The sequence below is a fragment of the Campylobacter concisus genome, from assembly GCF_002092845.1.
GTDB lineage: Bacteria > Campylobacterota > Campylobacteria > Campylobacterales > Campylobacteraceae > Campylobacter_A > Campylobacter_A concisus_AQ.
In genome coordinates, this window is sequence record NZ_LVXF01000039.1 from 84,253 (window position 1) to 105,272 (window position 21,020).

At 32.0% G+C, this 21,020-nt stretch carries 21 protein-coding genes; 11 read left to right on the plus strand and 10 right to left on the minus strand.

Annotated elements, in window-relative coordinates:
- Nucleotides 1–717 precede the first annotated feature (717 nt).
- From A3854_RS09710 to A3854_RS07900, 5 genes are all read left to right on the plus strand, one after another.
- The gene (locus A3854_RS09710) at nt 718–1,062 is read left to right on the plus strand and encodes a hypothetical protein (RefSeq protein WP_009295465.1); all 345 of its coding nucleotides are present in this window, start codon (nt 718–720) and stop codon (nt 1,060–1,062) included.
- A 201-nt stretch (nt 1,063–1,263) separates the two neighbouring features.
- Entirely contained in the window at nt 1,264–1,488 is a 225-nt protein-coding gene (locus tag A3854_RS10080) for a hypothetical protein (RefSeq protein ID WP_009295464.1), read from the plus strand.
- Entirely contained in the window at nt 1,442–1,801 is a 360-nt protein-coding gene (locus tag A3854_RS10085; protein ID WP_009295463.1) for an ATP-binding protein, read from the plus strand. Before A3854_RS10080 ends, A3854_RS10085 begins: the two co-directional genes overlap by 47 nt.
- Complete coding sequence (locus A3854_RS10090; RefSeq protein ID WP_107698022.1) at nt 1,802–2,098, plus strand: ATP-binding protein; 297 nt, start codon at nt 1,802–1,804, stop codon at nt 2,096–2,098. It begins immediately after the preceding gene.
- Between the two features lie 61 nt (nt 2,099–2,159).
- Nucleotides 2,160–2,333 carry a transposon-encoded TnpW family protein gene (locus A3854_RS07900; RefSeq protein ID WP_009295461.1) on the plus strand — a complete coding sequence of 58 codons (174 nt, stop codon included), beginning with the start codon at nt 2,160–2,162 and terminating at the stop codon, nt 2,331–2,333.
- Nucleotides 2,334–2,999: 666 nt separating this feature from the next.
- Here A3854_RS07900 and A3854_RS07905 read toward each other — a convergent pair.
- The 10 genes from A3854_RS07905 to A3854_RS07950 form a co-directional block, all read right to left on the minus strand.
- Nucleotides 3,000–4,592, minus strand: coding sequence for a relaxase/mobilization nuclease domain-containing protein (locus tag A3854_RS07905; RefSeq protein ID WP_084042014.1), 1,593 nt, complete (start codon nt 4,590–4,592; stop codon nt 3,000–3,002).
- A gap of 35 nt (nt 4,593–4,627) precedes the next feature.
- Nucleotides 4,628–4,969, minus strand: a complete 342-nt coding sequence (locus tag A3854_RS07910) for a plasmid mobilization protein (protein WP_009295459.1) — start codon at nt 4,967–4,969, stop codon at nt 4,628–4,630.
- 346 nt (nt 4,970–5,315) lie between these two features.
- Complete coding sequence (locus A3854_RS07915; protein WP_035167048.1) at nt 5,316–5,603, minus strand: type II toxin-antitoxin system RelE family toxin; 288 nt, start codon at nt 5,601–5,603, stop codon at nt 5,316–5,318.
- Nucleotides 5,593–5,844, minus strand: coding sequence for a type II toxin-antitoxin system Phd/YefM family antitoxin (locus A3854_RS07920; RefSeq protein ID WP_084042015.1), 252 nt, complete (start codon nt 5,842–5,844; stop codon nt 5,593–5,595). The genes A3854_RS07915 and A3854_RS07920 overlap by 11 nt, the downstream gene beginning before the upstream one ends.
- Nucleotides 5,845–6,240: 396 nt before the next feature.
- Nucleotides 6,241–8,268 carry an AIPR family protein gene (locus A3854_RS07925; RefSeq protein WP_084042016.1) on the minus strand — a complete coding sequence of 676 codons (2,028 nt, stop codon included), beginning with the start codon at nt 8,266–8,268 and terminating at the stop codon, nt 6,241–6,243.
- A gap of 9 nt (nt 8,269–8,277) precedes the next feature.
- A complete protein-coding gene (locus A3854_RS07930; RefSeq protein WP_084042017.1) occupies nt 8,278–9,186 on the minus strand; it encodes a PD-(D/E)XK motif protein in 909 nt (302 codons plus the stop codon).
- Nucleotides 9,179–11,842, minus strand: coding sequence for a Z1 domain-containing protein (locus A3854_RS07935; RefSeq protein ID WP_084042018.1), 2,664 nt, complete (start codon nt 11,840–11,842; stop codon nt 9,179–9,181). The genes A3854_RS07930 and A3854_RS07935 overlap by 8 nt, the downstream gene beginning before the upstream one ends.
- Nucleotides 11,832–13,235, minus strand: coding sequence for an ATP-binding protein (locus A3854_RS07940; RefSeq protein WP_084042019.1), 1,404 nt, complete (start codon nt 13,233–13,235; stop codon nt 11,832–11,834). Before A3854_RS07940 ends, A3854_RS07935 begins: the two co-directional genes overlap by 11 nt.
- Nucleotides 13,216–14,241 carry a DNA cytosine methyltransferase gene (locus A3854_RS07945; RefSeq protein ID WP_084042020.1) on the minus strand — a complete coding sequence of 342 codons (1,026 nt, stop codon included), beginning with the start codon at nt 14,239–14,241 and terminating at the stop codon, nt 13,216–13,218. Before A3854_RS07945 ends, A3854_RS07940 begins: the two co-directional genes overlap by 20 nt.
- A 225-nt stretch (nt 14,242–14,466) precedes the next feature.
- Nucleotides 14,467–16,248 (minus strand): site-specific integrase, encoded by a 1,782-nt coding sequence (locus A3854_RS07950; protein WP_084042021.1) that lies wholly within the window; start codon nt 16,246–16,248, stop codon nt 14,467–14,469.
- Nucleotides 16,249–17,131: 883 nt separating this feature from the next.
- Here A3854_RS07950 and A3854_RS09505 point away from each other — a divergent pair.
- From A3854_RS09505 to tssK, 6 genes are all read left to right on the plus strand, one after another.
- A complete protein-coding gene (locus A3854_RS09505; protein WP_141081842.1) occupies nt 17,132–17,374 on the plus strand; it encodes a hypothetical protein in 243 nt (80 codons plus the stop codon).
- Nucleotides 17,367–17,855 carry a hypothetical protein gene (locus A3854_RS07960; RefSeq protein WP_084042023.1) on the plus strand — a complete coding sequence of 163 codons (489 nt, stop codon included), beginning with the start codon at nt 17,367–17,369 and terminating at the stop codon, nt 17,853–17,855. The genes A3854_RS09505 and A3854_RS07960 overlap by 8 nt, the downstream gene beginning before the upstream one ends.
- Nucleotides 17,845–18,642 (plus strand): hypothetical protein, encoded by a 798-nt coding sequence (locus A3854_RS07965; protein ID WP_084042024.1) that lies wholly within the window; start codon nt 17,845–17,847, stop codon nt 18,640–18,642. Before A3854_RS07960 ends, A3854_RS07965 begins: the two co-directional genes overlap by 11 nt.
- On the plus strand, nt 18,632–18,916 hold the full coding sequence (locus A3854_RS07970; protein WP_084042025.1) for a hypothetical protein: 285 nt from the start codon (nt 18,632–18,634) through the stop codon (nt 18,914–18,916). Before A3854_RS07965 ends, A3854_RS07970 begins: the two co-directional genes overlap by 11 nt.
- Before the next feature lie 237 nt (nt 18,917–19,153).
- Nucleotides 19,154–19,621 (plus strand): type VI secretion system lipoprotein TssJ, encoded by a 468-nt coding sequence (tssJ, locus tag A3854_RS07975; RefSeq protein ID WP_054195914.1) that lies wholly within the window; start codon nt 19,154–19,156, stop codon nt 19,619–19,621.
- 1 nt (nt 19,622) lies between these two features.
- Nucleotides 19,623–21,017, plus strand: coding sequence for a type VI secretion system baseplate subunit TssK (tssK, locus tag A3854_RS07980; protein ID WP_084042026.1), 1,395 nt, complete (start codon nt 19,623–19,625; stop codon nt 21,015–21,017).
- Nucleotides 21,018–21,020 lie beyond the last annotated feature (3 nt).

Sequence of the window (21,020 nt, forward strand, 5' to 3'; positions counted from 1 at the left end):
AATTATACACCCTTTAGGTGTCCTTGCGACCTGCGGTGCTTTTACCCTTGCGGGGAGCAAAGAAAAAAGCCGAAGCATTTTTCCGTATTAAAGGCAAAAGACAACTGAATATAATTCATTCGCTTTTTTATCATCAAGGGTAAAGCACATTCACTATCGCTCACCCTTGACAATAAAAATTTGAAACAGATAGCTTACATTAAGCCGACATACTGAAACAACAAAAGTTAAAAGTATAGTCGGCTTTTTCTATTGTACCGTTTCAAAACGCTCATTCAGTTTATAGAAAAGCAAAAGTATTTTTAAGACCGACATCTAAAACAACAAAAGAAAAATAAGAAGATGACAAATGCCACATTCCCAAAATGGGAGTGTACCTAAATCAAAGACAGTACTAATCAAAGGGGGTAGTGAAACACGACTTCCTTAAAAGATAAAAGGAGTAACGATTTGTTGCTACATTTTCATAACAAAAGATAGGAGAGAAAAATGGCAGATAAAAGGATGTTTTCAATAAAGATAGTGGATAGCGACTTATTTTTGGATATGCCATTAAGTAGCCAATGCCTGTATTTTCATCTATCTATGAGGGCAGATGATGATGACTTAAAGATTCTAATTACAAAAGGTTTTGTAATTGTCTTTTAAAGAGGGGTTATAGTCATTACCTATTGGAAGATAAATAACTACATCAGAAATGACAGACGAAAAGAAACGATGTATCTTGAAGAAAAGCAAAGTATAACGCAAACGGAAAATGGAGCATATATCAAGGTTGAAAATCTTGGTATACCAAATGACAACCAAGTGTCAACCGTTTGTCCGCATAGTATAGTTAAGGGTAGATTAGATAAGAGGAGAATAGAACAGGTTGCCCCAGTGTCCCTTTATGGAGAGTATCAAAATATTCATTTAACCGATGAAAAATACCAAAATCTAAAAGATAGGCTGAAAGGTCATACAGATACAATGACTGAAAAGCTATTAAGATATATCAAAAGTAAAGGCACAGACTACAAAGACCACTATGTAACAATCCTTAATTGGTATGAATTGGTATGAACAGGATAAAGAAAAGCTATCACAGAAAAATAATCAAAATAAAAGCCATAGAACCTATTCAACCAACTATGAAGACAGCGACAGCCTATAAAAGGTGTTTTTAAGGGTTTAATCATAAAAGAGGTGTCAGACTATGGTTAAGATAAAAATAAGCCTTAAAAACGCATTATAGAGCCTGATGTAGAAAAGGAGACTAAAATTATGAATGATAAAGAAAATATGATTACTACAAAAATTCAAGGGACAGATTTTATCTACAACAAAGATACTCACTATGAAGAAGACGGACATATCTATTGCAAGATTTGTAATGAAAGAATAGACGGTAAGGTAATTCCGATGTTGGATAAGCCTATGATTATCAGAACGGCTTGTAAATGTGATAGAGATAGAGCTGAACAAGAAAAAACTGTTAAAACAAGATAGGTTGAGACAAAGCTGCTTTATATCCAAAAATCAAATAGCCTACACCTTTAAAAATGCCGATGAAGATACAGATAAGGAAATCATCAAAAAAGCAAAGAACTATGTAAAACATTTTGAAGAAATGAGAAAAGATAATGTTGGACTGTTACTTTACGGAAATGTAGGAAGTGGCAAGACCTATGTAGCTTGTGCTATTGCCAACGCTATAATTACAGAATATAGCCATACAGTAAAAATGAGGAACTTTGCACAGATATTAAACGACTTACAAAAAGGCGGCTTTAATCTTGATAGAAACGAATATATCGAATAGATAACAAGCCCTACCCTACTAATTCTTGATGATTTTGGAATAGAGAGAAATACAGAATATGCCTTAGAGCAAATTTACAATGTAATCAATGCAAGATACCTAAAGGCAAGACCAACCATTATAACTACTAACCTTAATTTCAAAGATATAGAAAAAGAACAGGAAGATATAATGCTTGGCAGGATTTATTCAAGGATAATCGAGATGTGTTTACCTCTTAGGATAACGGGACTTGATAGAAGAAAAATACAGAGCAAAGAAAAGCTGAAGAAAGCACAAAACTTAATAGATGAATGAGAGCGATTGGAAAAGTAAAAAATTCTAATCGCTTTTTAATTGCAAGAAAAGGAATGATGATATGCAAAAAAATAATACAGAAACAAAAACAATAAAGAAGATTGGAAAAACTACCTATGAAGTTGTTGTACATTTTAATAAAAATACTACTGAAACAATGCAAGACAAATTGAAACGCATAATGCTTAGAGAAATTGAGAGTGAAAAACATCAAAAAAATGATAAAAATGATTAGAAAGTCCTTGACAAGTTGTTACAGGTTTGGCTCGCTAATCTTTTCTTTGGTCTTTTGGTTAAAAATATCACTAAAATTTGCAGACCTGCCTTGTTTGTGCTGTTGCTTAGTGTATGAATTTATATTGGTGCTTAAGATGCTAATATCATTCGTGGTTTGCCTCCTAGCTTCTTGCTTTTTAAGTTTTAATTAAAGTAACCATAAAATAATTGACTATCCAAATTTATCAGTCAAAATAAACAAGTGACAAATATGCCAATCACAAAAATTACAAAAATTTACTTTTACTAAGTCATTCTTTGGTGGGACTGATTTAATTCCAGTATGCGCCAAAATTCAATTCAGATATTAGGGCGAGCATACTCTATGTAGCTACAAAATGTTACCATTTGCAGCTCCATAGAGGCTCGCAAGGAGAGCTTGCCGCTCCCTTGACCCATGCTTAAAAAATATTTTCTTTATTAAAGTGGCCATGCAAGATAGGCTTTTTTAATAAAAGCTTAAGTTTATTAAAGGTAGCCATAAGGACAAAAAATAATTAGACTAAATTATTTTTGTAGTCTGCAAAATATATTTTAGTATATTTTTAAAATGGCAACGTAACAAATAATGTTTGGAAGTAGTAAATGGGATGATTATGCAATAAACTTAGTAGAGCCTCTACGTTTAAAACATATCTAGACTTTGAGTTTTTTCCTTGCATACATCACTTACATGGTGATGTATGCTGGTTTTTTTGGAGTATTCACGCTCCTCTATAAATTCTCTACATATTCTTGTAGCATCTTGTGCTCTATCTGTAAGCTCTCGTATGCTTCTCTCAAATTTTGGAATTTTTCTTCTGAATTTTTTAATTTTTCTTCCAAGCAAGATATTGAACTCTCGTACATATCTCTTTGTTGCTGCAAAGATTCCGTTAAGGCGTCGTTGCAATCTTTGTTCAAGCTCTTGACTTTCTTTGTTAGCGCTGTCACATTTGTCCGTAATATCACAAGCTCCTTCTCGCAGTCTTGTTGCAAATTCATTATTTCTAATTCGTGTCTGTTCCTTTCGTCTTCGATCATCTTGGTCAAGCGCTCGTTCTCTTCTAGCAATGCTTTCTCTAATGCTGTCATCCTCTACTCCATTTTCATTAATATAAATTTCCTGCTCTCGTTCTCTGTTATCTCTTTGTCTTTTGGAATCGATATGTAATACTCTCTCTGGGTCTTGTCCGCAGTAGGTTGGCTGTATCTCCATTGTTTTGGTATCGTCCAAGCTACTTCTTCCTTTAATATCATTGCGTGCACTACCCAGCCAATTGCTATTCCCAAAATTAGTGCGGTAGCCACTGATAGCGAGATTATCACCGATCTGTCCTTGTGGTGCAAGGATATTGTTTTTTGAAGTTCTTTCGACATATCTTTTTTGATTAAATCTATCTCTTTTAGCAATAAGCTCCTCAAGTTTTCGCCTATTTTCTCTACACTCTGCTTGTGTATTTCTATCATGGAATTCTCTAATTCTTCTGCTTGAGCTTTGGCTGAGTTCTCCAAGTCTTTGAGCACTGGTGAAGTCTGCATCGTATATTCCTCCTTTTAAACGATTTTTTGTTTTTTTAGTAGGCAGTATGATCGTTATGCCTTTTTTGTTGATCCTGGTTATTTCAATACCATTTTGTTTAAGAAGTTCAATCATGTGGTCTCTATTTTTAATATAGCCTTGCTTAACCAGATCGTGCAGCTTTTGGTCTAGCTCTTCTAAATTTTTATAATGATTGATGTTTTTCTTGCTAGACAATATAGTTTGCTCTTTTACTGGATCATCTGGACTTGATAGTCCATACTCATCGTTAATGATCTTTTTGATTAGATCTATTCTCGTTTGATCATATTTGGCAAAATAAGGATTAAATGACCTGTCTGTTTCAAGATCTATCTTAGGGATAAGGAAATTTAACTCAAGCCGTCCATCCTTGTCTGAGTGTTCTACCCATAATACATTTGTACGTTCAAGCATATATTCACCCAAAAGAGCATATTCAAAATCCTTAATAATTTTTAGTTTTTGCTCTTCAGTTAAAAAGTCATGCCTCTCTTCAAATGATAAAACACCAAAACAGGTCTTTTGTTTATAGGTGATGCCTTTTATAATAGCTCTAGTTAAATTTTCATCACCTTTTATAACTCTTGCTGTTCCAGCAGCTTTTCTCTCATTTAAAAGATAATTTATGCTCCCAAGGCCACCACCAGTATAAGTACGAAGAAATTTAACTAGCATCACTAGTGCCTTTATTTGTATTGATACAAGGCGAATCAAGAAACATATTTTTTACCCAATATTTCATAAATTTTATGTAAGATCTTATTATCGTCGGCTATGATCTCAATACCAACTCTATCTAGGCTTTGCCCACTATTTAATTTGGTGGCTATTTGGTTTATGTTTTGTCCTTGTCTAGATAGCTCAATTAGAAGTTCCCTTATAATTGGTGCATAAATCTGCTTAGACAACATAGCTCTTAGGGCAAATTTTGAGAAAGTTAGGCCACTTTCTTGTAATTTATTATTAATCACCAACCATTCTGCATTACTTAGCCTAAGTCTTTTAGTTATGACTTTGGTTACCTTGCGTTTTTTTATCTTTTCAGAACTCACGTAAATTTACTCCCAATCTAAGAAGAAGCCACTCAAAAAATCCTATGCCATAAAAATTTTTGTCAGACTTGCTCTTTAAATATCTTTTAAGGTTATTTTATAAAATTTCACAGCCTAAAACAAGGAATTCGGTAGGCTTCAGGCCGCTAAAATGCGTGTTTTTTAAAAATACTATGAAATATATAATATAATTTTTATAGCCTTTAGATTGTCTCTTAGAAATTTAGTCTAGTATGAAATTAAAATGGTAAAAATAATAAAAATATAGGGGTTGCGCTCATCATAAAAGAGCACTACAAGTTAGTCAAATTTATTCATTGATAGTTAAAGATAAGAGACTTAATGCTTAGTTAAATTTATCCTTTAGCATCTCATATACTTCGTTATTCTCTCTTTTGCCGACAACTAGCACTAATACTACGATCTCATCATCTTTAACTTGATATGCCAAGCGGTAGCCGACATCTCTTAGCTTGATCTTATAGACATCTTCATAGCCTCGTAGCTTGTCCTTGGCAACCTTTGGGTTTTCTAGACGCTCACTTAGCTTCTTTTTAAACTGCACCTTTATGCTATTGTCAAGCTTTTGCCACTCTTTTAAAGCACTTGGTAAGAACTCTAACTCATAGCTCATCTAGACTTACTTTTACTGGTTTTTCACCACTTGCTAAAGCAGCGTCTACTGCTTTGCTTAGATGATACTCTTCTATTATCTCTGCCATTTTTTCATAGACAGAGCTGGGTACTAGATAGGCACTAGGGACATTGTGGTTTAGTATAGCTACAACATTATCTCCAGCTTGTTTTAAAATTTGAGCTGGAGACTTTTTTAGCTCGCTTATGCTAGCTGTAAAATTTGCTTGTATGGTTTGCATTTTTATCCTTTATTTAATACCTAAAATAATACTAAATAAGATATAATAATAGTCTTAAAACTCATGCTTTAAAATTTACTCCTATTCATTTTCATACGTCACTATCTCTACTAAAGACTTTAAAAATCTAAGACAATATTTCTAGGGTTACAAGCCCTCAGTAGTACATTCTAACGCAAGATCCTAAATTTAACATACCATGAACTTGATATCTTGAAGCACGACACTTAAAAAGGAATACCAAAAATTCTCTTCTATTTAATTTTATACATTTTTAATATTCAGTTAAGATTCATTTTTATCTACAATCAAAGAAGTATAGCTTCCAAAATAGTTTTAACACTATACATACAATTACTGAAGTATATCCTTATTGACTGGTATAAAATATAGCCATTATATCAAAAAACCTTCTTTTATAGCATTCTCATAAAGATCATATAAAATAATAGCTTGCTTTATAGAAGGAAGTCCTATACTTCCATTTGCAATTTTTGCCAATATATCCATTTGCTTCATAGATATTTGGTGTCTTATTTCATCTTTTTCATAATATTTTAAAATCTTGTCCCAATCTTTAAATTTAACGACAAACGATTGAACTTCTATATTGTCATCAAGTTTCTTGTCTTTTCTTGCTTCTTTTTTTATATACTTTTCTTCTTCTGCACTACTTAATATCTCATCATCAAATCCTAAACTCAATTCAATATCTTTTATACTATCCCAGCATAACTTCTTTTTACACCATTGACCTATATTTGCATTGCCTTCCGGCGGGTTAGTTATGTTAGTATATATTTTGCTAGCAACTATAGAGATTATATTCTCTAAATTATTAGATATTTTTTGTTCATCCCATATTTTAGAAAAATTTAAAAATAATCTATTTTTTTCTAAATAATACGATAAGTACGATAGGGTATAGGCTACGCATTGTGCCCTATAACCACCATTGTACCAAGTGGCGTAAGAAACAAGTTTTTCAACTTGTTTAAACATTATAATTCTAGATACTGCTTCTTTAAAATAGTTGCTCGTTATACAAAGCTCATCTTTTTCTAACATTTGAGTAATATGTTTTGCAAAAGCCATAAAGCTATATTGTGCGCCTTTTGATACAATATCCGGCGATTGTAGCCAAGCGATTTCGCTTTTAGCTAAAAATGTTTTATCTATAAGTTGTGACTTGGGGTTTTCTATTTGAAATTTCTTTTTATCTGTGCCACTTAAATATGCTTGTTCATTTAAGTATTCGCCCCTTACCCTCTCATAAAACCAATGAGTTCTTACTTGTATTCCATCAACAGCTGGTGCCAAATTTCTTCTTGAGCATTCTTTGAAATCTTTATGGAAAGGACTATTTGAAAAGAAATCCGATTGATTTATCTTGTTTTGGGTATTTGCGTATTCGCTAACTTTTGAGACAAATTCATCTTGTTTTTCGGCGTCAGCAACTACAGATAGTTTCATCTGAACATAAATTTTTGATACGTCTAGCTTTGAATTTTTACTTGAAGCATATATGGCCGATACGGTCTGACCTCCATTGACAATCTGAAAATTTGATATTTTTATAATTTTGCCATCTTGTAAAATAACATCATTAGCTGTTGCAGTTATGCCATTATTGTATGCGAAAAACATCTCTGGCTTATATTCTATAGTGTTTCGCAACCCCTTATTGACGTTGCCTCTAAACTGCAAAAAAGTTCTGACGTTTTGTTCTAAAAGTCTAGAGCCAAATGTATCATAAATTTCAACTATTGTCCTACCATCTATTACGCTTAAATAAGATCTGTAGTCTTTCGCCGGCGTGTCTACTACAAGCGCCGGCAAATCAACCTCAACGTCAAAGTTGTTTTTTGAGTTATTTATAGTATAGATTTTATATAAAAACTCAATATCTATGATGCGATATTCCGCATCAATGCCAGATAGTACTTTATTTGGGATGCTTGCTAAATTTTTAGTAATTTTTCCATCTGTTATAATGATAAGGCGGATTTTTTTAATTTCATTTTTAATTAAATACGAATATATATTATAGGCCATTGAGTAATGCTCAAAACCCTCCTCCATAGTATCATAAAGTTTTTGGAAACTCCTTAAAAGGAAATTTTCCAGCTTTTTAAATTTTGATTCTATCTGCGCTTTTATGAGAGTTTGTATATCATCACTTTGAAAAAAACAATGCACTAGAAGACTAAGCTTACCACGCTCTACATCAAAGTCATATCCACTTACTTCCATATCTCTTTTATTGTATTCAGCAATCATGTAGTCTTGCGATAGCTCTCCTTCGTCAACAAGAGAGTCACAGACCGACTCAAAAAATGCTTCTTGTTTGCTTATACCTCGGCTTTGGGCTTGACTCACGATATCCTGCATAAAATCTTGATGAAAGTCATCTAAACTAACCATTTTTTGCCTTTAAAGTTTTATTCTATCCAACAAAAATTCATTGCATTTTAATAAATCTACCGTATATTTTACGTTATGAATTCTGGAATCTATATCTATGGAAGTAATTTTTGGAAATTTATTATCTACATTAAAAAATAAAATTTTATCTATTTTAAATTTTAATAGTTCTACTTGGAAATTTGATTTATAGCCATACGAAAAAAGCTTTTTATAAAATGATTCTACGTCAGCGACCTTTACTTCTATACTCTTTATGATATCCTCAACACTAAGTCCTTGCGAATTTATAGATAAAGAGTATACCGCGAGATATAATTTTTCTTTAGTTGTATAAAGTTGATAAGCAGATGAAATTATAACATGTGGTGACTTTGAAGCTTTATACGTTTTAATCTCAACAGCGCAGTCATTAAATAAAAAGTCTTGTTTATCAAAATCTGCCCCAACCCAAGAACTTAATGCCTCTTCAAAACCAACTTGTTTAGCTGCAATATTATTTAAAAAACTAAGTTCACCAAATAGCCCCATTTGCCTTTCTGTCCCAAAATCATCATCATTTGAAATAAAAAATTTTTTCCATTTTAGGAGTCTTGCTTCTATATTGTCTAAAACATTTTCATTATTATTGCAAGTATTTAAAAGAGAAATAATATCGTTGCAAACCAATACAAATAGTTGCCAATTGGAATTATCGTTTAGTGCTATATAAAATTTGGTAGCATCTTTAAAATCTTTTCTTAGTGTATTTAAACCAATAAATTTTATACTCTTTTTACTAGTTTTTATACAAAAATCTAGTTCAATGCCAAAAGTATATCTTCCATCCAAATCCACTATCCAAAAAATATCATATCTATTGTCACCATTAATCCTTCTTCTGGTATTATTTTTCATATCATTCCAAGGATTAATCATCTTGCTCTTCTAATTCTTCAAATTCAAAAAGCATCTCTTCTTGATATACCTTATTGATTAAATATTTAATAGTTTGAGAGCTACTACAAACACCATCATTAGGAAAACAAACGCCATAGGCTGGTAATATATCGCAACCAAAGCCGATTTGATTGTTCTTAGTGTCTAGTATATGTAACATTAAAATTGGATTTTTCAAATTTTTTCTTAAAAATGAAGACCTGTCGCCCCTTTTTTCTTTCTTGCTTTGTTCATAAATTTCATCATCTAGTAATGCTTTCTCAGGATCTCCTGCCGATAGTTTTCTATTCCCAAGTTCTATGTAATCACCCTTGTCTTGCAATTTTGAGCGCTCTTCCATATTTATCCCAAATTTTTCTAAAAACATACCCCTTCCTCCATAAAGAACAACATCCCACACTGTATTCTTATCTTCCAGATACGCCCTTATAAAATCTAACTGCATATGTGCTTTTATAACACTAAAGTTATTTATAAATTTTAATATTTCCATTTTATCTATATTTTTATATATAGTGGCGCTTCCTTTTTTACTACCTCTATTAAGTGATTCTATAAGCTCTTTTAAAATATTTAAATTATTATCGTGTAGTTGTGGGTTTTTAGCAAATCTTACGGTTTCTATTAGCTTTCCACTTAAATCCAATGACATACATTTTTCTTCTGCGTTTTTCATCTTATTTTTGGCTGTAATTTGTAATTGACTGTTTGGATCTTGTCTGACAGCTAGTCCAAAATTATAAGGAGTTAGACCATCTTCCGCCATCTCTTTAAATTTATACATAAGCTCATTTGTAGCCTCAATAATAAATCTAAAATAGTTTTGAATATCTTTTGGCATATAAATTTTACATAAATCCTCATAGCCTTGTCTATACCCAAACCATCTACCCATCTGCATAAGCGTATCATAGAATATTGTACTTCTTATAAAATAACTAACACTGAGTCCTTCTAGAGTAAAGCCACGTGATAGGCTAAGTCCTCCAACCGCAATGACATTTACTCTTTCGCCAGTATTATATTTAAGCGGCTTCTTACTATTTTGGTAAACCGCTATTACTTGAATACTATTTGCGATTTCGGATAATTTTTTTGAAATCTCTAACCATGAAAATTCTATATCAAATTTTGTCTCAAAAATATTCTTTAAGTTTAGTATCAAGCTACTTTGTTTTACTGAATTTGGAAGTAAAATAAAAGCATTAATATCATTTTTTAACGCTTTTAAATATTCATCTATCAAACATTCAATTTTTTCGTGCACATCAGAAAAGCGACTAATATTAACAAGCATGCTATTATGCTTAATTTGACCCCTTAAATCCCTTGTTGCCACATTTAGTATAAATACATTTATAGCCTCGTATAGACTTTGTGGCAATTCTGATATAAGGTGATCTTTTTTATGTTTTAAAGGAATCTTTTCATCATAATCATTAATATCTATTAAATATTTATCAGGATTATCTATAAAAATCTTTTCGGCGCCGAAATAATTAGTTGGTGCATCAAGGGCATATATAAAATCTCTTGGAAATAAATCTTTAGAAATCTGCTCATTCATGTTTTTAATTTTTACGCTTTGCTCATCTTCTATTGTATGATCTATAAAAATATTTGCATAAGGTGTGGCAGTATATGCAACATAAGAGCTTTTTTCGAAAAGCTCCAAAAGAGCCCTTAATTCTTTATTTATAGTGGTTGGATCACCCTCCTCTTTTGTATTTATGGAGGCATAGTCAGACTCGTCATCTATCAATAACATGGCATGTTTTGAAATTTTATTATTATAATGAAACTTGATCCATCTTATGACATTGGAAAGAGTGCTTGCGTTTTTCTTTATAACCAAAAGTACTGGCGTATTAATATTATCAAAATTTACACCTTGTGAGTTTTTACGTGCATCTGTTGTATTAAAATCGCTTATTTCCGTAGTCAAGCTAATGGGTTGCATTCTATTTGCATTAGGCAAATCATCAAGTCCAACCCCGACTATTTTTGAGTCATTTTTACCAACAAAAGCCTCATTTATACGAATTTGAGTCTGGTTTCTAAGATTGTTTTTATCTCCAGCAACAATAACTATAAATTTATAACCAATATCGGCAGCCTTACATATCAAGGAAGCATAGTTTGAAGTTTTGCCAGACTGAACATGCCCTACAACCATACCGTATACACTAAATTTATTCTCTCTTGGATCTCCAATTTGATTCATTATCATATCAGTATCATCATCTACAGTCTTGATAACTTGCGGAGGCAATAAGCCTTTATAAAATTTTTCCAATCTATCCCAGTAAAAATTACTATTATTGGCTTTTGTGTTTATGCTATACCAAGACGTATTGCGTCGTTTTTGTTCATCGCCTTTTATTACTAAGCCCGTACTCATCCTTACATTAAAATATTTCTCTAAGTCGTCTTTTAGTTTTTCATAATCATTATCTGAAAAATCGCCGTCTTGGTTAAATATATCAACTTTAATGTCGGACTTAATAAATCTTTTTACTCGAGATATTTCGTTGTCAATATCTTCCTCTTGTAAAACCTCATTCTGTTTAGAGTACTTGTTGGTCAAACTACTTTTTGAAAAATTAAAAACTTCTTCATAAAAACTACATTCCATCCAACGGCTCCTTATATTTTTTAAAAATCTCTATTTTTTTAATTTCATCTTCGCTAAGTCCTATATTTTTTAGATATTCCAGTATTTTAACCGCTTCTGTATTTGAAATAATACCCTCTTGCCTAAAATTATGTGGATTTTGCTGGACCTGTACCTGTATAGCTTCTAATGGTATGCATGCCTCAAGTGATTTTAGGTATAGCTGAAATAGTTCTCTCGTTTGCAAATCCAATAAATCTAATAATTTTTGATGCATTGGATTTTCTTTATTTATTGCAAAATAAATTTTGCTATCTTCGCAAACTAAATCCCAAAATCTAATAACATTTTTGTCATTTATTTTACGACCACGAGTGAAAAAGGGCTTTACCCCATCTTTTATGGAGTATAGAGCAACTCTTTTAAGCTCTTCTTTCAAGCCAGCAACTGGATTTGCGATAGACTTTTTTACATCAATATTCCACAACTCGTCTTGATCGTTTGAAATTTCAATCTTTATACGAACAAGCTTTGTTGTATCGCTAGATTTAAGAATACCCCACCATTTACCGTAAACAAGTAGCCTGTGGGCTCTGTATAGATAAAAACCTTGAGATTTTATATAGCCTTCTCTCCCACTATATTTTTCCCATTCCGATAAAGTCACTTTTGAATGATGCGGTAAGATAAATGGAGTAATTTTTATTTCTTTTTCGTTGTATTTAATTATTTCTGTAGATTTCATAAAGGTTGCATCATGTGTTGGATTAAACGGATTAAAAGGTATTAATGGATTATTGTTGATGGATATTTTTATTTTTCTTGCGCCGTCAGCTCCCTCTAAAAATTGATGAAAAACCAAAGACAAATGCTCTCTTAGCGGTTCTAAACATTCTGAAATTTGCTCGATTTTGTCCATATCTTCCCATACAACAAGAGTAGAATTATCGTTTTTATAAAAATCTTTAAAGATTTCAAGATTTTTATACTCGCTCAACTCAGGCGTCAAAAGTAGCCATTTATCGCTTTTAGAGATATAGTCCAAGTCCCATTGTTTAATGTTTATCTGATTACATTTTTTTGATACAACGGTAAGTTTTTTACATTGAGAAAATGAAGCCGTTTTAAGACCTAAACCAAATTTACCAAGTGCGATATCATTTCTTTTCTCATCTGGATTTTTTGATGATAGCCTCATAGCTTCTATTAGTTCATCTTCGTCCATTCCCGCACCATTATCTAGAATGCAAAAAAACGGTTCAGGATGCTGTATGGCATAAATTTTTATATCATTTGCGCCAGCTGATATACTGTTATCAATGATATCTGCAACTGCTACCTCGAAAGTATACCCTATGTCGCGAAGCGATTTGATAAAATTTGCAACATTTGGATTAATTTCTATCGGATCCATCCAACACCGCTACAATCTCTTTTGCAATTTTTTCAACCATTGGCACAACAACAGAATTTCCAGCCTGCTTATACAACTGTGCTCTTGATATGTTTGATGGGAGTATAAAGTCCCTTGAAAAGCCTTGTAAATTAAAACATTCTTTTGGGGTTAATCTTCTTATTACACCATCATCTAATATAATTGGTATATTGTGTCCACCTGCACCCATATTTGCAGTTAGAGTAGGGCACACATTTGATTTATTAGGGCGAACATAATAGCGTCTATACTGATAAACAATATTTTCATCCACAACACTCTCTATCACTTTACGGTGAATTTTATTATTTTTGTCGTTATAAATATCAGTCAAGGTAACGCACGAGTTATCTAGAAAGAATTTTATACTTTTTGGTTTCTTATTTGTTTCCTTGGGAATTTTAAACTTGCTAGATAGTAGATTGGATTGTTCCGTTTCTTTTATATTTTCTTTTATAGGTTTTTCAAATAAATAGTCGTCTTCATCCTTAAAGCCTACAATATAAATTCTTTCCCTTCCCTGTGGTATGTCTGTATACTTTGCAGCGTTTAATATAAATGGTATAAAAGAATATCCAGCTCTTTTTATCTCATTTCTAATGGTTTTAAAAGTTTCACCGTTATTATGAGAAGCTATGGTTTTAACATTCTCTAAAAAAAAGGCTTTCGGCCTTAATTCTTTTAGTAATCTTGATACTTCAAAAAAAAGCTTACCACGTTCATCTTCAAACCCTCTGCCATGTCCAGCAAGTGAAAAGGGCTGACAAGGAAAACCTGCTGTTAATATATCTATATCACTTAAATTTTTACCATTTAACTTTTTAACATCTCCTTCAATGAGGTTGGTGCTGACGTGATTCAATCTGTAAGTTTTACAAGCGTCTTTATCAATTTCATTTGCCCATACAACATTACAATTTGAATTTTTAAATGCTTGGCACACACCACCAACTCCAGCAAATAAACTTCCTACTCTGTAAGTCACAAAAAACCTTTTTAATTTTTATGAATTATATAACAATACTTATAAAATATAAAAGCATTTAGTTTTAGAGTAGTTAGCCTCAAAATTCAACTTCTTTTCCTTAAGTGCTGTGCCATATGATATTGCTTTGCGTATGGTTTGCATTTTTATCCTTTATTTAATACCTAAAATAATACTAAATAAGATATAAGAATAGTCTTAAAGCTCATGCTTTGAAATTTATTCCTATTCATTTTCATACGATACCATCTCTACTTTACTCTTTAGTGTGTTTGCATTAATAGGCTTAGCATAAGTGTTTAGCAAAATTTTATACTGCTTTTCATGTCCTACTATCTGAGCTATAAGGTTAGCTTCTACCTCGCGCTGCACTAGATAGTCTATAAAGTAGTGTCTAAAAGAGTAAAAGGTCTTTTTAGAGTCTTTGTCTATAAACTTTCTTTGGATCTGGCTTCTAAAAATTTCAGAGAAGTCCTTATTGCTTACCTTAAATATATTTCCGCTTTTCTTGCTATTAACATATTTTAGCAAACCTAGATCTATGAGCTTACTATGAATAGGCACAAATCTAATACTATTTTTAGTCTTGGTAGTTTTACCATCATTTGTATTGATGTTAAAGCAGTAAATTCCATCTTTTAAGACTATATCTTCTTTATGAAGTTGTGTGATCTCTTTTATCCTCATGCCACTATAAGCAGCTATCATTGTGACGTAGTAGAGCTCACTAGCCTCTATCCTTGAACTTGGTGATTTACCACTTTGTTTGATACTAGTTACTATCTCAAAGATCTTCCTAGCTTCTGATGCTTCGTATGGAAGCACTGCCCTTTCGCTAGGGTCTATGTCTATCTTGACGTTCATTTTTGCAGTTATGCTTTTACCTATATAGCCACTATCAAAGCAGTAGTTAAAAAACTGAATAACCCTTATCATATATTTTTGGATAGTAGGCTCAGAGAGTTTATCGTCCTTTTCACCTAGCTTAAGTATCTGAGATAAACTTTTATCTTTATACCTACTCTTTTGGGCTAGCTTAGTTGGAACTTTATAAAGAAGATCTCTAAATTCAAGCAAGTTATCTCTCGTGATCTTATAAACTGGCGTATCTTCTTTAAAGTATAAAAATAAGAGCTTTTTTACGCCAGTAACTAATCTTTGCGTATCTGGCGACCACTTGTCAGCTCTTTTAGTGTTTGTTTCAAATATATGAAATGCATCCTTTAAGCTCTTTTGATCTTCTAAATTTAAAGCTGTGAATTGATTGCTAGAGCCAGATGCCACTTGCAATGCTTGCCTGATCTCATACTCTTGTGTTACTTGGGCGCTAGGATTAAAAATACTAAAGCTACTATCGTCATCTAATTTTATCTTGATATTTTTTGGTGGATTTGGATCCATTATGATATCTTCCATGCTTCTATGGCTATTATTTGTTCTTACTAGCTTTAAATTTGAGGTCGAGCCATACTTTTGATCTAGTATGGCATAAACCGTTTCGCTAATCCTCTGAGCCATAGCCTTAAGCTGTCCATCCGTAATAGGCAAACAACCGCTATCTTCAAGCTCTTTTATATTTTCTTGGAATGAAGCTATGTCCTTAGCGTCAAACGAACTAGGTTTGGCATGTTTGGCTAAGTTATCACTAGAATCATCTTCGAGAAAGTATTGCTCACGCTTATCATCAAAGAGCACGCTGCTCTTCTCAAGCTTTGATACAAGATAGTTAAGTGTTAGTATATTCTTCTCTAAAAGAGTTTGCCCTATGTTCTCTTTATCCTTACTACCAAGAGCGCCAGCAGTGTTAGTGATATTGCTTATATCCTTAATTAAAATTTGAGGTAGATCGCCATCTATCAAACTTTGTTTAAAGTAGTCATTGAGCGCATTTAGAAATTCTACATCCATTTTCTTGTTAAGAAGAGAGTGCTCTTTGATGCTCTTGCTAAGCTTTACTTTCATAAAAGAATTTACAAAAGATTGGATTATGTTATCACTAAGATTCATGTGAACCGCCCTTTTTATCAGGTAAAGATTATTATCTAGAATTTTAGCCCTTTTTCTGGCTTTTTCCAAGAGATTAGTGGATGTGGAGAAGCAAATTTCTCGCTTTTCGTTAAAAAATTTTCTGATGCTTGGAGCAAGTGTGACTCGGTAGTAATATATACCGTTTCGCTCCCTTAAGTGTTGTCCCATATTTAATAGCCAACCGGTCAAAAATGGAACAGTTTTATGTAACGACTAAGTAAAAAATCGTCTAAAGTGCGTATTTCAGGCTTTTGTGAGCTCACATAAAAAATCCTCATAAGCCGGAGGTCGGGAGTTCAAGTCTCCCCCGTGACACCAAAACACACTATTTTAGGCACTAGCAGTGATGCTTTTGTTCTTTCCCTTTCTTTAAAATTTCCTTTAAGAGTGGAACACTTAGTTGCTAAAGTGGGACAGTCTCTTAAAAATTCTAACGATTATAAAGTCATCACCCTTTTAATACCATAAAAATAAATTTGCTTTAAATTCTTGCTTCTATCTTTTATTTTAGGTTACCTTTAAAATACCCCAAGGAATATCCAGCTACTGCCAACTGTTAAGCTTCAGTAAGCTTAACAGTAAAGATGAAGAGCTTCATAGTAGAGCCTTTGTAAAGAATTTTCTTAAAGGCTTTCAAGAAAGCTTTGAGAAAGACTATACCGCATAGCCTTATGTACAAAAAATGAAAGAGGAGGATATAATGACGAAAAAATAAAAGGTTATACGAGTTTGCAAACCGGTGCTAGTTATATAAATTTCAAAAACATAACCGATACGAAAGATCTGGTAAAGACCATAACTCATGAAAACCAAAGATCGATGGATATACAAGATCATAGAGATATAAACAAAAATAGAGATGATGATACTAAGTATGAATCAAATTTCTCAAATTTTGCGAGAAGTAAAGCATTCAATTGGGGCAATATCAAAGCAATGGAGAGATTTCTTAAATACAAAATCAATAAATAGGGAAGATAAATTATTAAATAATATGATAGAAAATGGTGGAAATATTTTTAGACATACAATTTTTCAAGGAGCAAATTATGAACTTCGCAATACAATAAAAGACAATACTATCGGCGGTAGTGGTAATGAATGATTTTTTTAATGCTTTCTGGCGAGAATTTCAATATAAAATCGTAGATTTAATCGTATATTTAGCCAATCATCACCCATTAGTTGCTTGGATTATCTTATATTTTTTGGGTTTGCTCGTACTATATTTTTGTTTTAAGTTTATTTGCCATTGTTATATAATCTATAATAAATCTAAAAATATAAAAATTTTAAAAATAGGTATATTATTGTTTATTCCTATTGTTATTGTTTTTTACTTTCTCGTTAAATTTACAATTTACAAATCAAATGGGTATTTAGTTTATTTTTGCATCTTTTCGTGGATTTCTACTATCGGTGTGATTTTTTGGGCTTTTCGACCTGAAAAATTTATACCAGATAAACCACAAAATAGAAACCCTAAAAAACAAAAGAAGCAAAAAGTTAAATTTGAAAAAAGTAATAATTCGTTTAATTTTACAAATGTAAAATTAAAAAATAAACAAAGCAGCGGTGATAAATAGAAATTTTAAAAATATCTCTAAAATAGGAATGACTGAAAGAATAAACGAAAAACTATTAGCCAATACTCCAAAAGGAGGAAAGTTGGGTAGCGACGGTATATTAAGACATAACGGCAAAGAGTATGTAGCTCATAGTATGGATATAACGGGAAATAAAGTGGTATATCAACAATTAGGTAAAAATAATAAACCGGTAGAGGTTTATAAAATTACTAACGATAAAGGTTATTTAGTGACAGCTTCTAAACCAAAGCTCTCTGCTTCGGAAAGCAGTCCTAGTACTTTAATAAAAGATGCAACAAAAGATATTAAATTTTATGATAGCTCAAAAACCCCTGGTATAGTAGCAGGCGCCACCATAGGCGGAGGTATAGATATTGGATCGCAGTATATAAATAACGGCTATAGTTTTAAAAATATTGACCATACAGAAGTAGTAATAAATGCATTAGGCGGTGCATATGGCGGAGCTGCTAGCGGTTTATTCTCAGCAATAGTCAGAGGCGCTTTTGTCAACTCATCTACTGAGCTATACTCTCAGCTTAAAGACAGATCAAAAGATGTAGATGCAGAGAGAGTGGTTGGAAAAGGTTTTGCCGGTGGAACTTTTGGTGCATTCGGCAATATAGCAGGAAATTTTGGTAAAAACATAAAAATAGGCAATGGGGATTTAAAGACTGCGGCCGAAGTAGGAACAAATTTTATTACTACAGCCGGACAAGCTATTGCAGATAGCGTAGAAAGTAAAAAAGATAAAACAAAAAAGCAGATAAGTAATGAAGAATAATTGGATTGTATTTTTTGGGTCAATAGCATTTTTTATAGTAGGCGCTATTTGTATAATAATCCTAAAACTTCTTTTCGGAGAATATTATGTTGATGCCGTAGTCGCATTAATCATGCTTACAAATGTATATTTTATGATAAAAAACGGCATAAAAAAGAGCGACTTTTCGAAAAAGAATTTGAAAGAAATGGACGTCACGATAGGCGGCGTCTCTTTGATACAGGCCATATTTGTATTTATAATGTGGATTGGTTACAACGCCACAAGAGGGTAAACATAAAAGTGGGCGAGTAGAATAAGACCGCGGCTGAAGCTGGAGCAAGTATACTTACTGGAAATAACACAGGTGGCTGTAGATAGTATGATCAATAAATATAATAAAAACGATAAAAAAGAATAAGAACAGATATAAAAGTTTTGTTTAAGAACATTAATTTTAAAATGAACATCATCTAAATTTTTAGATATAATTACGCAAAAGTTATATTATTAAAATCAGGTAAAGGAACTCATGAAAAAAATATTTAAATTTCTATCTTTTTTAGTATTTATGCTATTTCTTACAGGATGTGCAAAAGATCTTATTATAAGCAATATGCCAAATTCAAATTTAAACTATCATGGCGATAATGTTCCTATAACTATCATAGCTTATAAATTAAGAGATGTGGCTAAATTTAAAGAAGCTAGCATTATCGATCTAGCCGAGAGAAATGGCGAAATACTTGGCTATGATAAGATTGACTCTATAAAAACACAAATTCAGCCAAATACAAATAGATATGCTTTTACAAATGTATATCCTGACGAGGTTCCGTATGTCGGTATTTTGGTACTTTATGCCGATCAGAGCAAGACAAATATCAAGGCTTATAAAGCTACAAAAGAGATAAAAGAAAAAAATATAGTTTTTGAAATAACAAAAAATGGCGTAAATGTTTTAGACGCTAGTAGCTCTAAAATACAAGCAAGCAAATAAAATGTCTGAAAAGCTAAAAGTCGTTTGGTATAACGGAATGAACGTTGATAAGGTTCATTTCGAGCAACAAGAAAGATATTTTGAGAGAAATTTAAACCTAAAAACCATCTCTTCTTTTTCAAATTTATACGGTGTTTTAGATTTAGAAATTTCAAGCGATCTTTTGCTTCAAGGCAAAATAGGGCTAACTAAAATTTCTTGTATCTCTCAAGATGGTACGATTTTTAACGCGCCAGATCAAGATGAATTACCAGAGCCACTTGAGATAAGTCCAAGTGAGCTAAACTCAGCCATTGTAGTGTTAAAACTACCTATTAGCTCAGGTTTGGTTGATATTAGCTTGCAAAATAATTTACCAAATTTAAAATTTACAGCCAAGCAAGCACTTATTAGCTCAAGAGTGCATGATGAAGCTAGCAACGATATATTAAACGAGCTAGACGATAAAGATGATTTTGAACTATCTTCTGCCTTTACACAAGATAAAGAAAATCTAATCCTAGCAAGCCAAAGATCATCTCTTGGAGTATTTGGCTCAAAGATGCCTTACGAGCTTAGCATACCAATTTGTAAAATAAAAAATATAGATCTAAATAAACAAATAACGCTTGACGAAAAATTTATTCCAACTTGTATTGACATCAGTAAAAACACCTTCATAACAAATTTTATAGAGGAGCTTAGCTTTGCTACAAAGCAACATCAAGAGAGTTATTTTGGGTTGTTAGGAGGTGTTGATCAAGCTAAAAATAGACTTGATTTTTCAACATATTTAACACTAAATATGCTAAAAAAATGGCATTTAATATTCTCTTATTTGTTAAAGAAAGATAAATTTCATCCAGAGTATTTGTATGAAAAATTAGTTGATTTTCAGGCTGATCTGTTGGCGCTTAGTCACGATAATAGTTTTAGCGAATTTATAGCATACGATCACAATAATCTAACTCAAACTTTTGTGCCTTTGATAAATAATCTAAGACTTTTATTCTCACATATCTTATCTCCAAAATATATAATGGCACAGATTGTTAAAAATAATCACGGCTTTTATGACTGTATTTTTGATAATCCAAGTATTATTGAAAACTCAGAAATTTATTTTGCTATTCACAGCGATACAAAAAATGAGTATCTTCTTAAAAATTTCAAAGAGCAATGCAAAATCCATACTCAATCAAATATAAAAGGCATAGTTTCTTCACAGCTAAGGGGTATAAACGTAGAGCAAATTTCTGTTGTTCCTAGTACTTTACCGAAGTTAAACGATTATATCTACTATAAGATAGACAAAAAAGATGAAATTTTTAAAAGCTTTGTAAATCAAAATATAATTAGCGTTTATATAACGGCAAATTTACCAAATGCTGATATTAAAATGTGGGCTTTATTATAAGGA

Coding starts and splice junctions, on each gene's coding strand:
- A3854_RS09710 (WP_009295465.1), top strand. CDS start 718: ATGTATCTTGAAGAAAAGCAAAGTATAACGCAAACGGAAAATGGAGCA.
- A3854_RS10080 (WP_009295464.1), top strand. CDS start 1,264: ATGAATGATAAAGAAAATATGATTACTACAAAAATTCAAGGGACAGAT.
- A3854_RS07900 (WP_009295461.1), top strand. CDS start 2,160: ATGCAAAAAAATAATACAGAAACAAAAACAATAAAGAAGATTGGAAAA.
- A3854_RS07905 (WP_084042014.1), bottom strand. CDS start 4,592: ATGCTAGTTAAATTTCTTCGTACTTATACTGGTGGTGGCCTTGGGAGC.
- A3854_RS07915 (WP_035167048.1), bottom strand. CDS start 5,603: ATGAGCTATGAGTTAGAGTTCTTACCAAGTGCTTTAAAAGAGTGGCAA.
- A3854_RS07920 (WP_084042015.1), bottom strand. CDS start 5,844: ATGCAAACCATACAAGCAAATTTTACAGCTAGCATAAGCGAGCTAAAA.
- A3854_RS07925 (WP_084042016.1), bottom strand. CDS start 8,268: ATGGTTAGTTTAGATGACTTTCATCAAGATTTTATGCAGGATATCGTG.
- A3854_RS07930 (WP_084042017.1), bottom strand. CDS start 9,186: ATGATTAATCCTTGGAATGATATGAAAAATAATACCAGAAGAAGGATT.
- A3854_RS07935 (WP_084042018.1), bottom strand. CDS start 11,842: ATGGAATGTAGTTTTTATGAAGAAGTTTTTAATTTTTCAAAAAGTAGT.
- A3854_RS07940 (WP_084042019.1), bottom strand. CDS start 13,235: ATGGATCCGATAGAAATTAATCCAAATGTTGCAAATTTTATCAAATCG.
- A3854_RS07950 (WP_084042021.1), bottom strand. CDS start 16,248: ATGAATCTTAGTGATAACATAATCCAATCTTTTGTAAATTCTTTTATG.
- A3854_RS09505 (WP_141081842.1), top strand. CDS start 17,132: ATGATACTAAGTATGAATCAAATTTCTCAAATTTTGCGAGAAGTAAAG.
- A3854_RS07960 (WP_084042023.1), top strand. CDS start 17,367: ATGAATGATTTTTTTAATGCTTTCTGGCGAGAATTTCAATATAAAATC.
- A3854_RS07970 (WP_084042025.1), top strand. CDS start 18,632: ATGAAGAATAATTGGATTGTATTTTTTGGGTCAATAGCATTTTTTATA.
- tssJ (WP_054195914.1), top strand. CDS start 19,154: ATGAAAAAAATATTTAAATTTCTATCTTTTTTAGTATTTATGCTATTT.
- tssK (WP_084042026.1), top strand. CDS start 19,623: ATGTCTGAAAAGCTAAAAGTCGTTTGGTATAACGGAATGAACGTTGAT.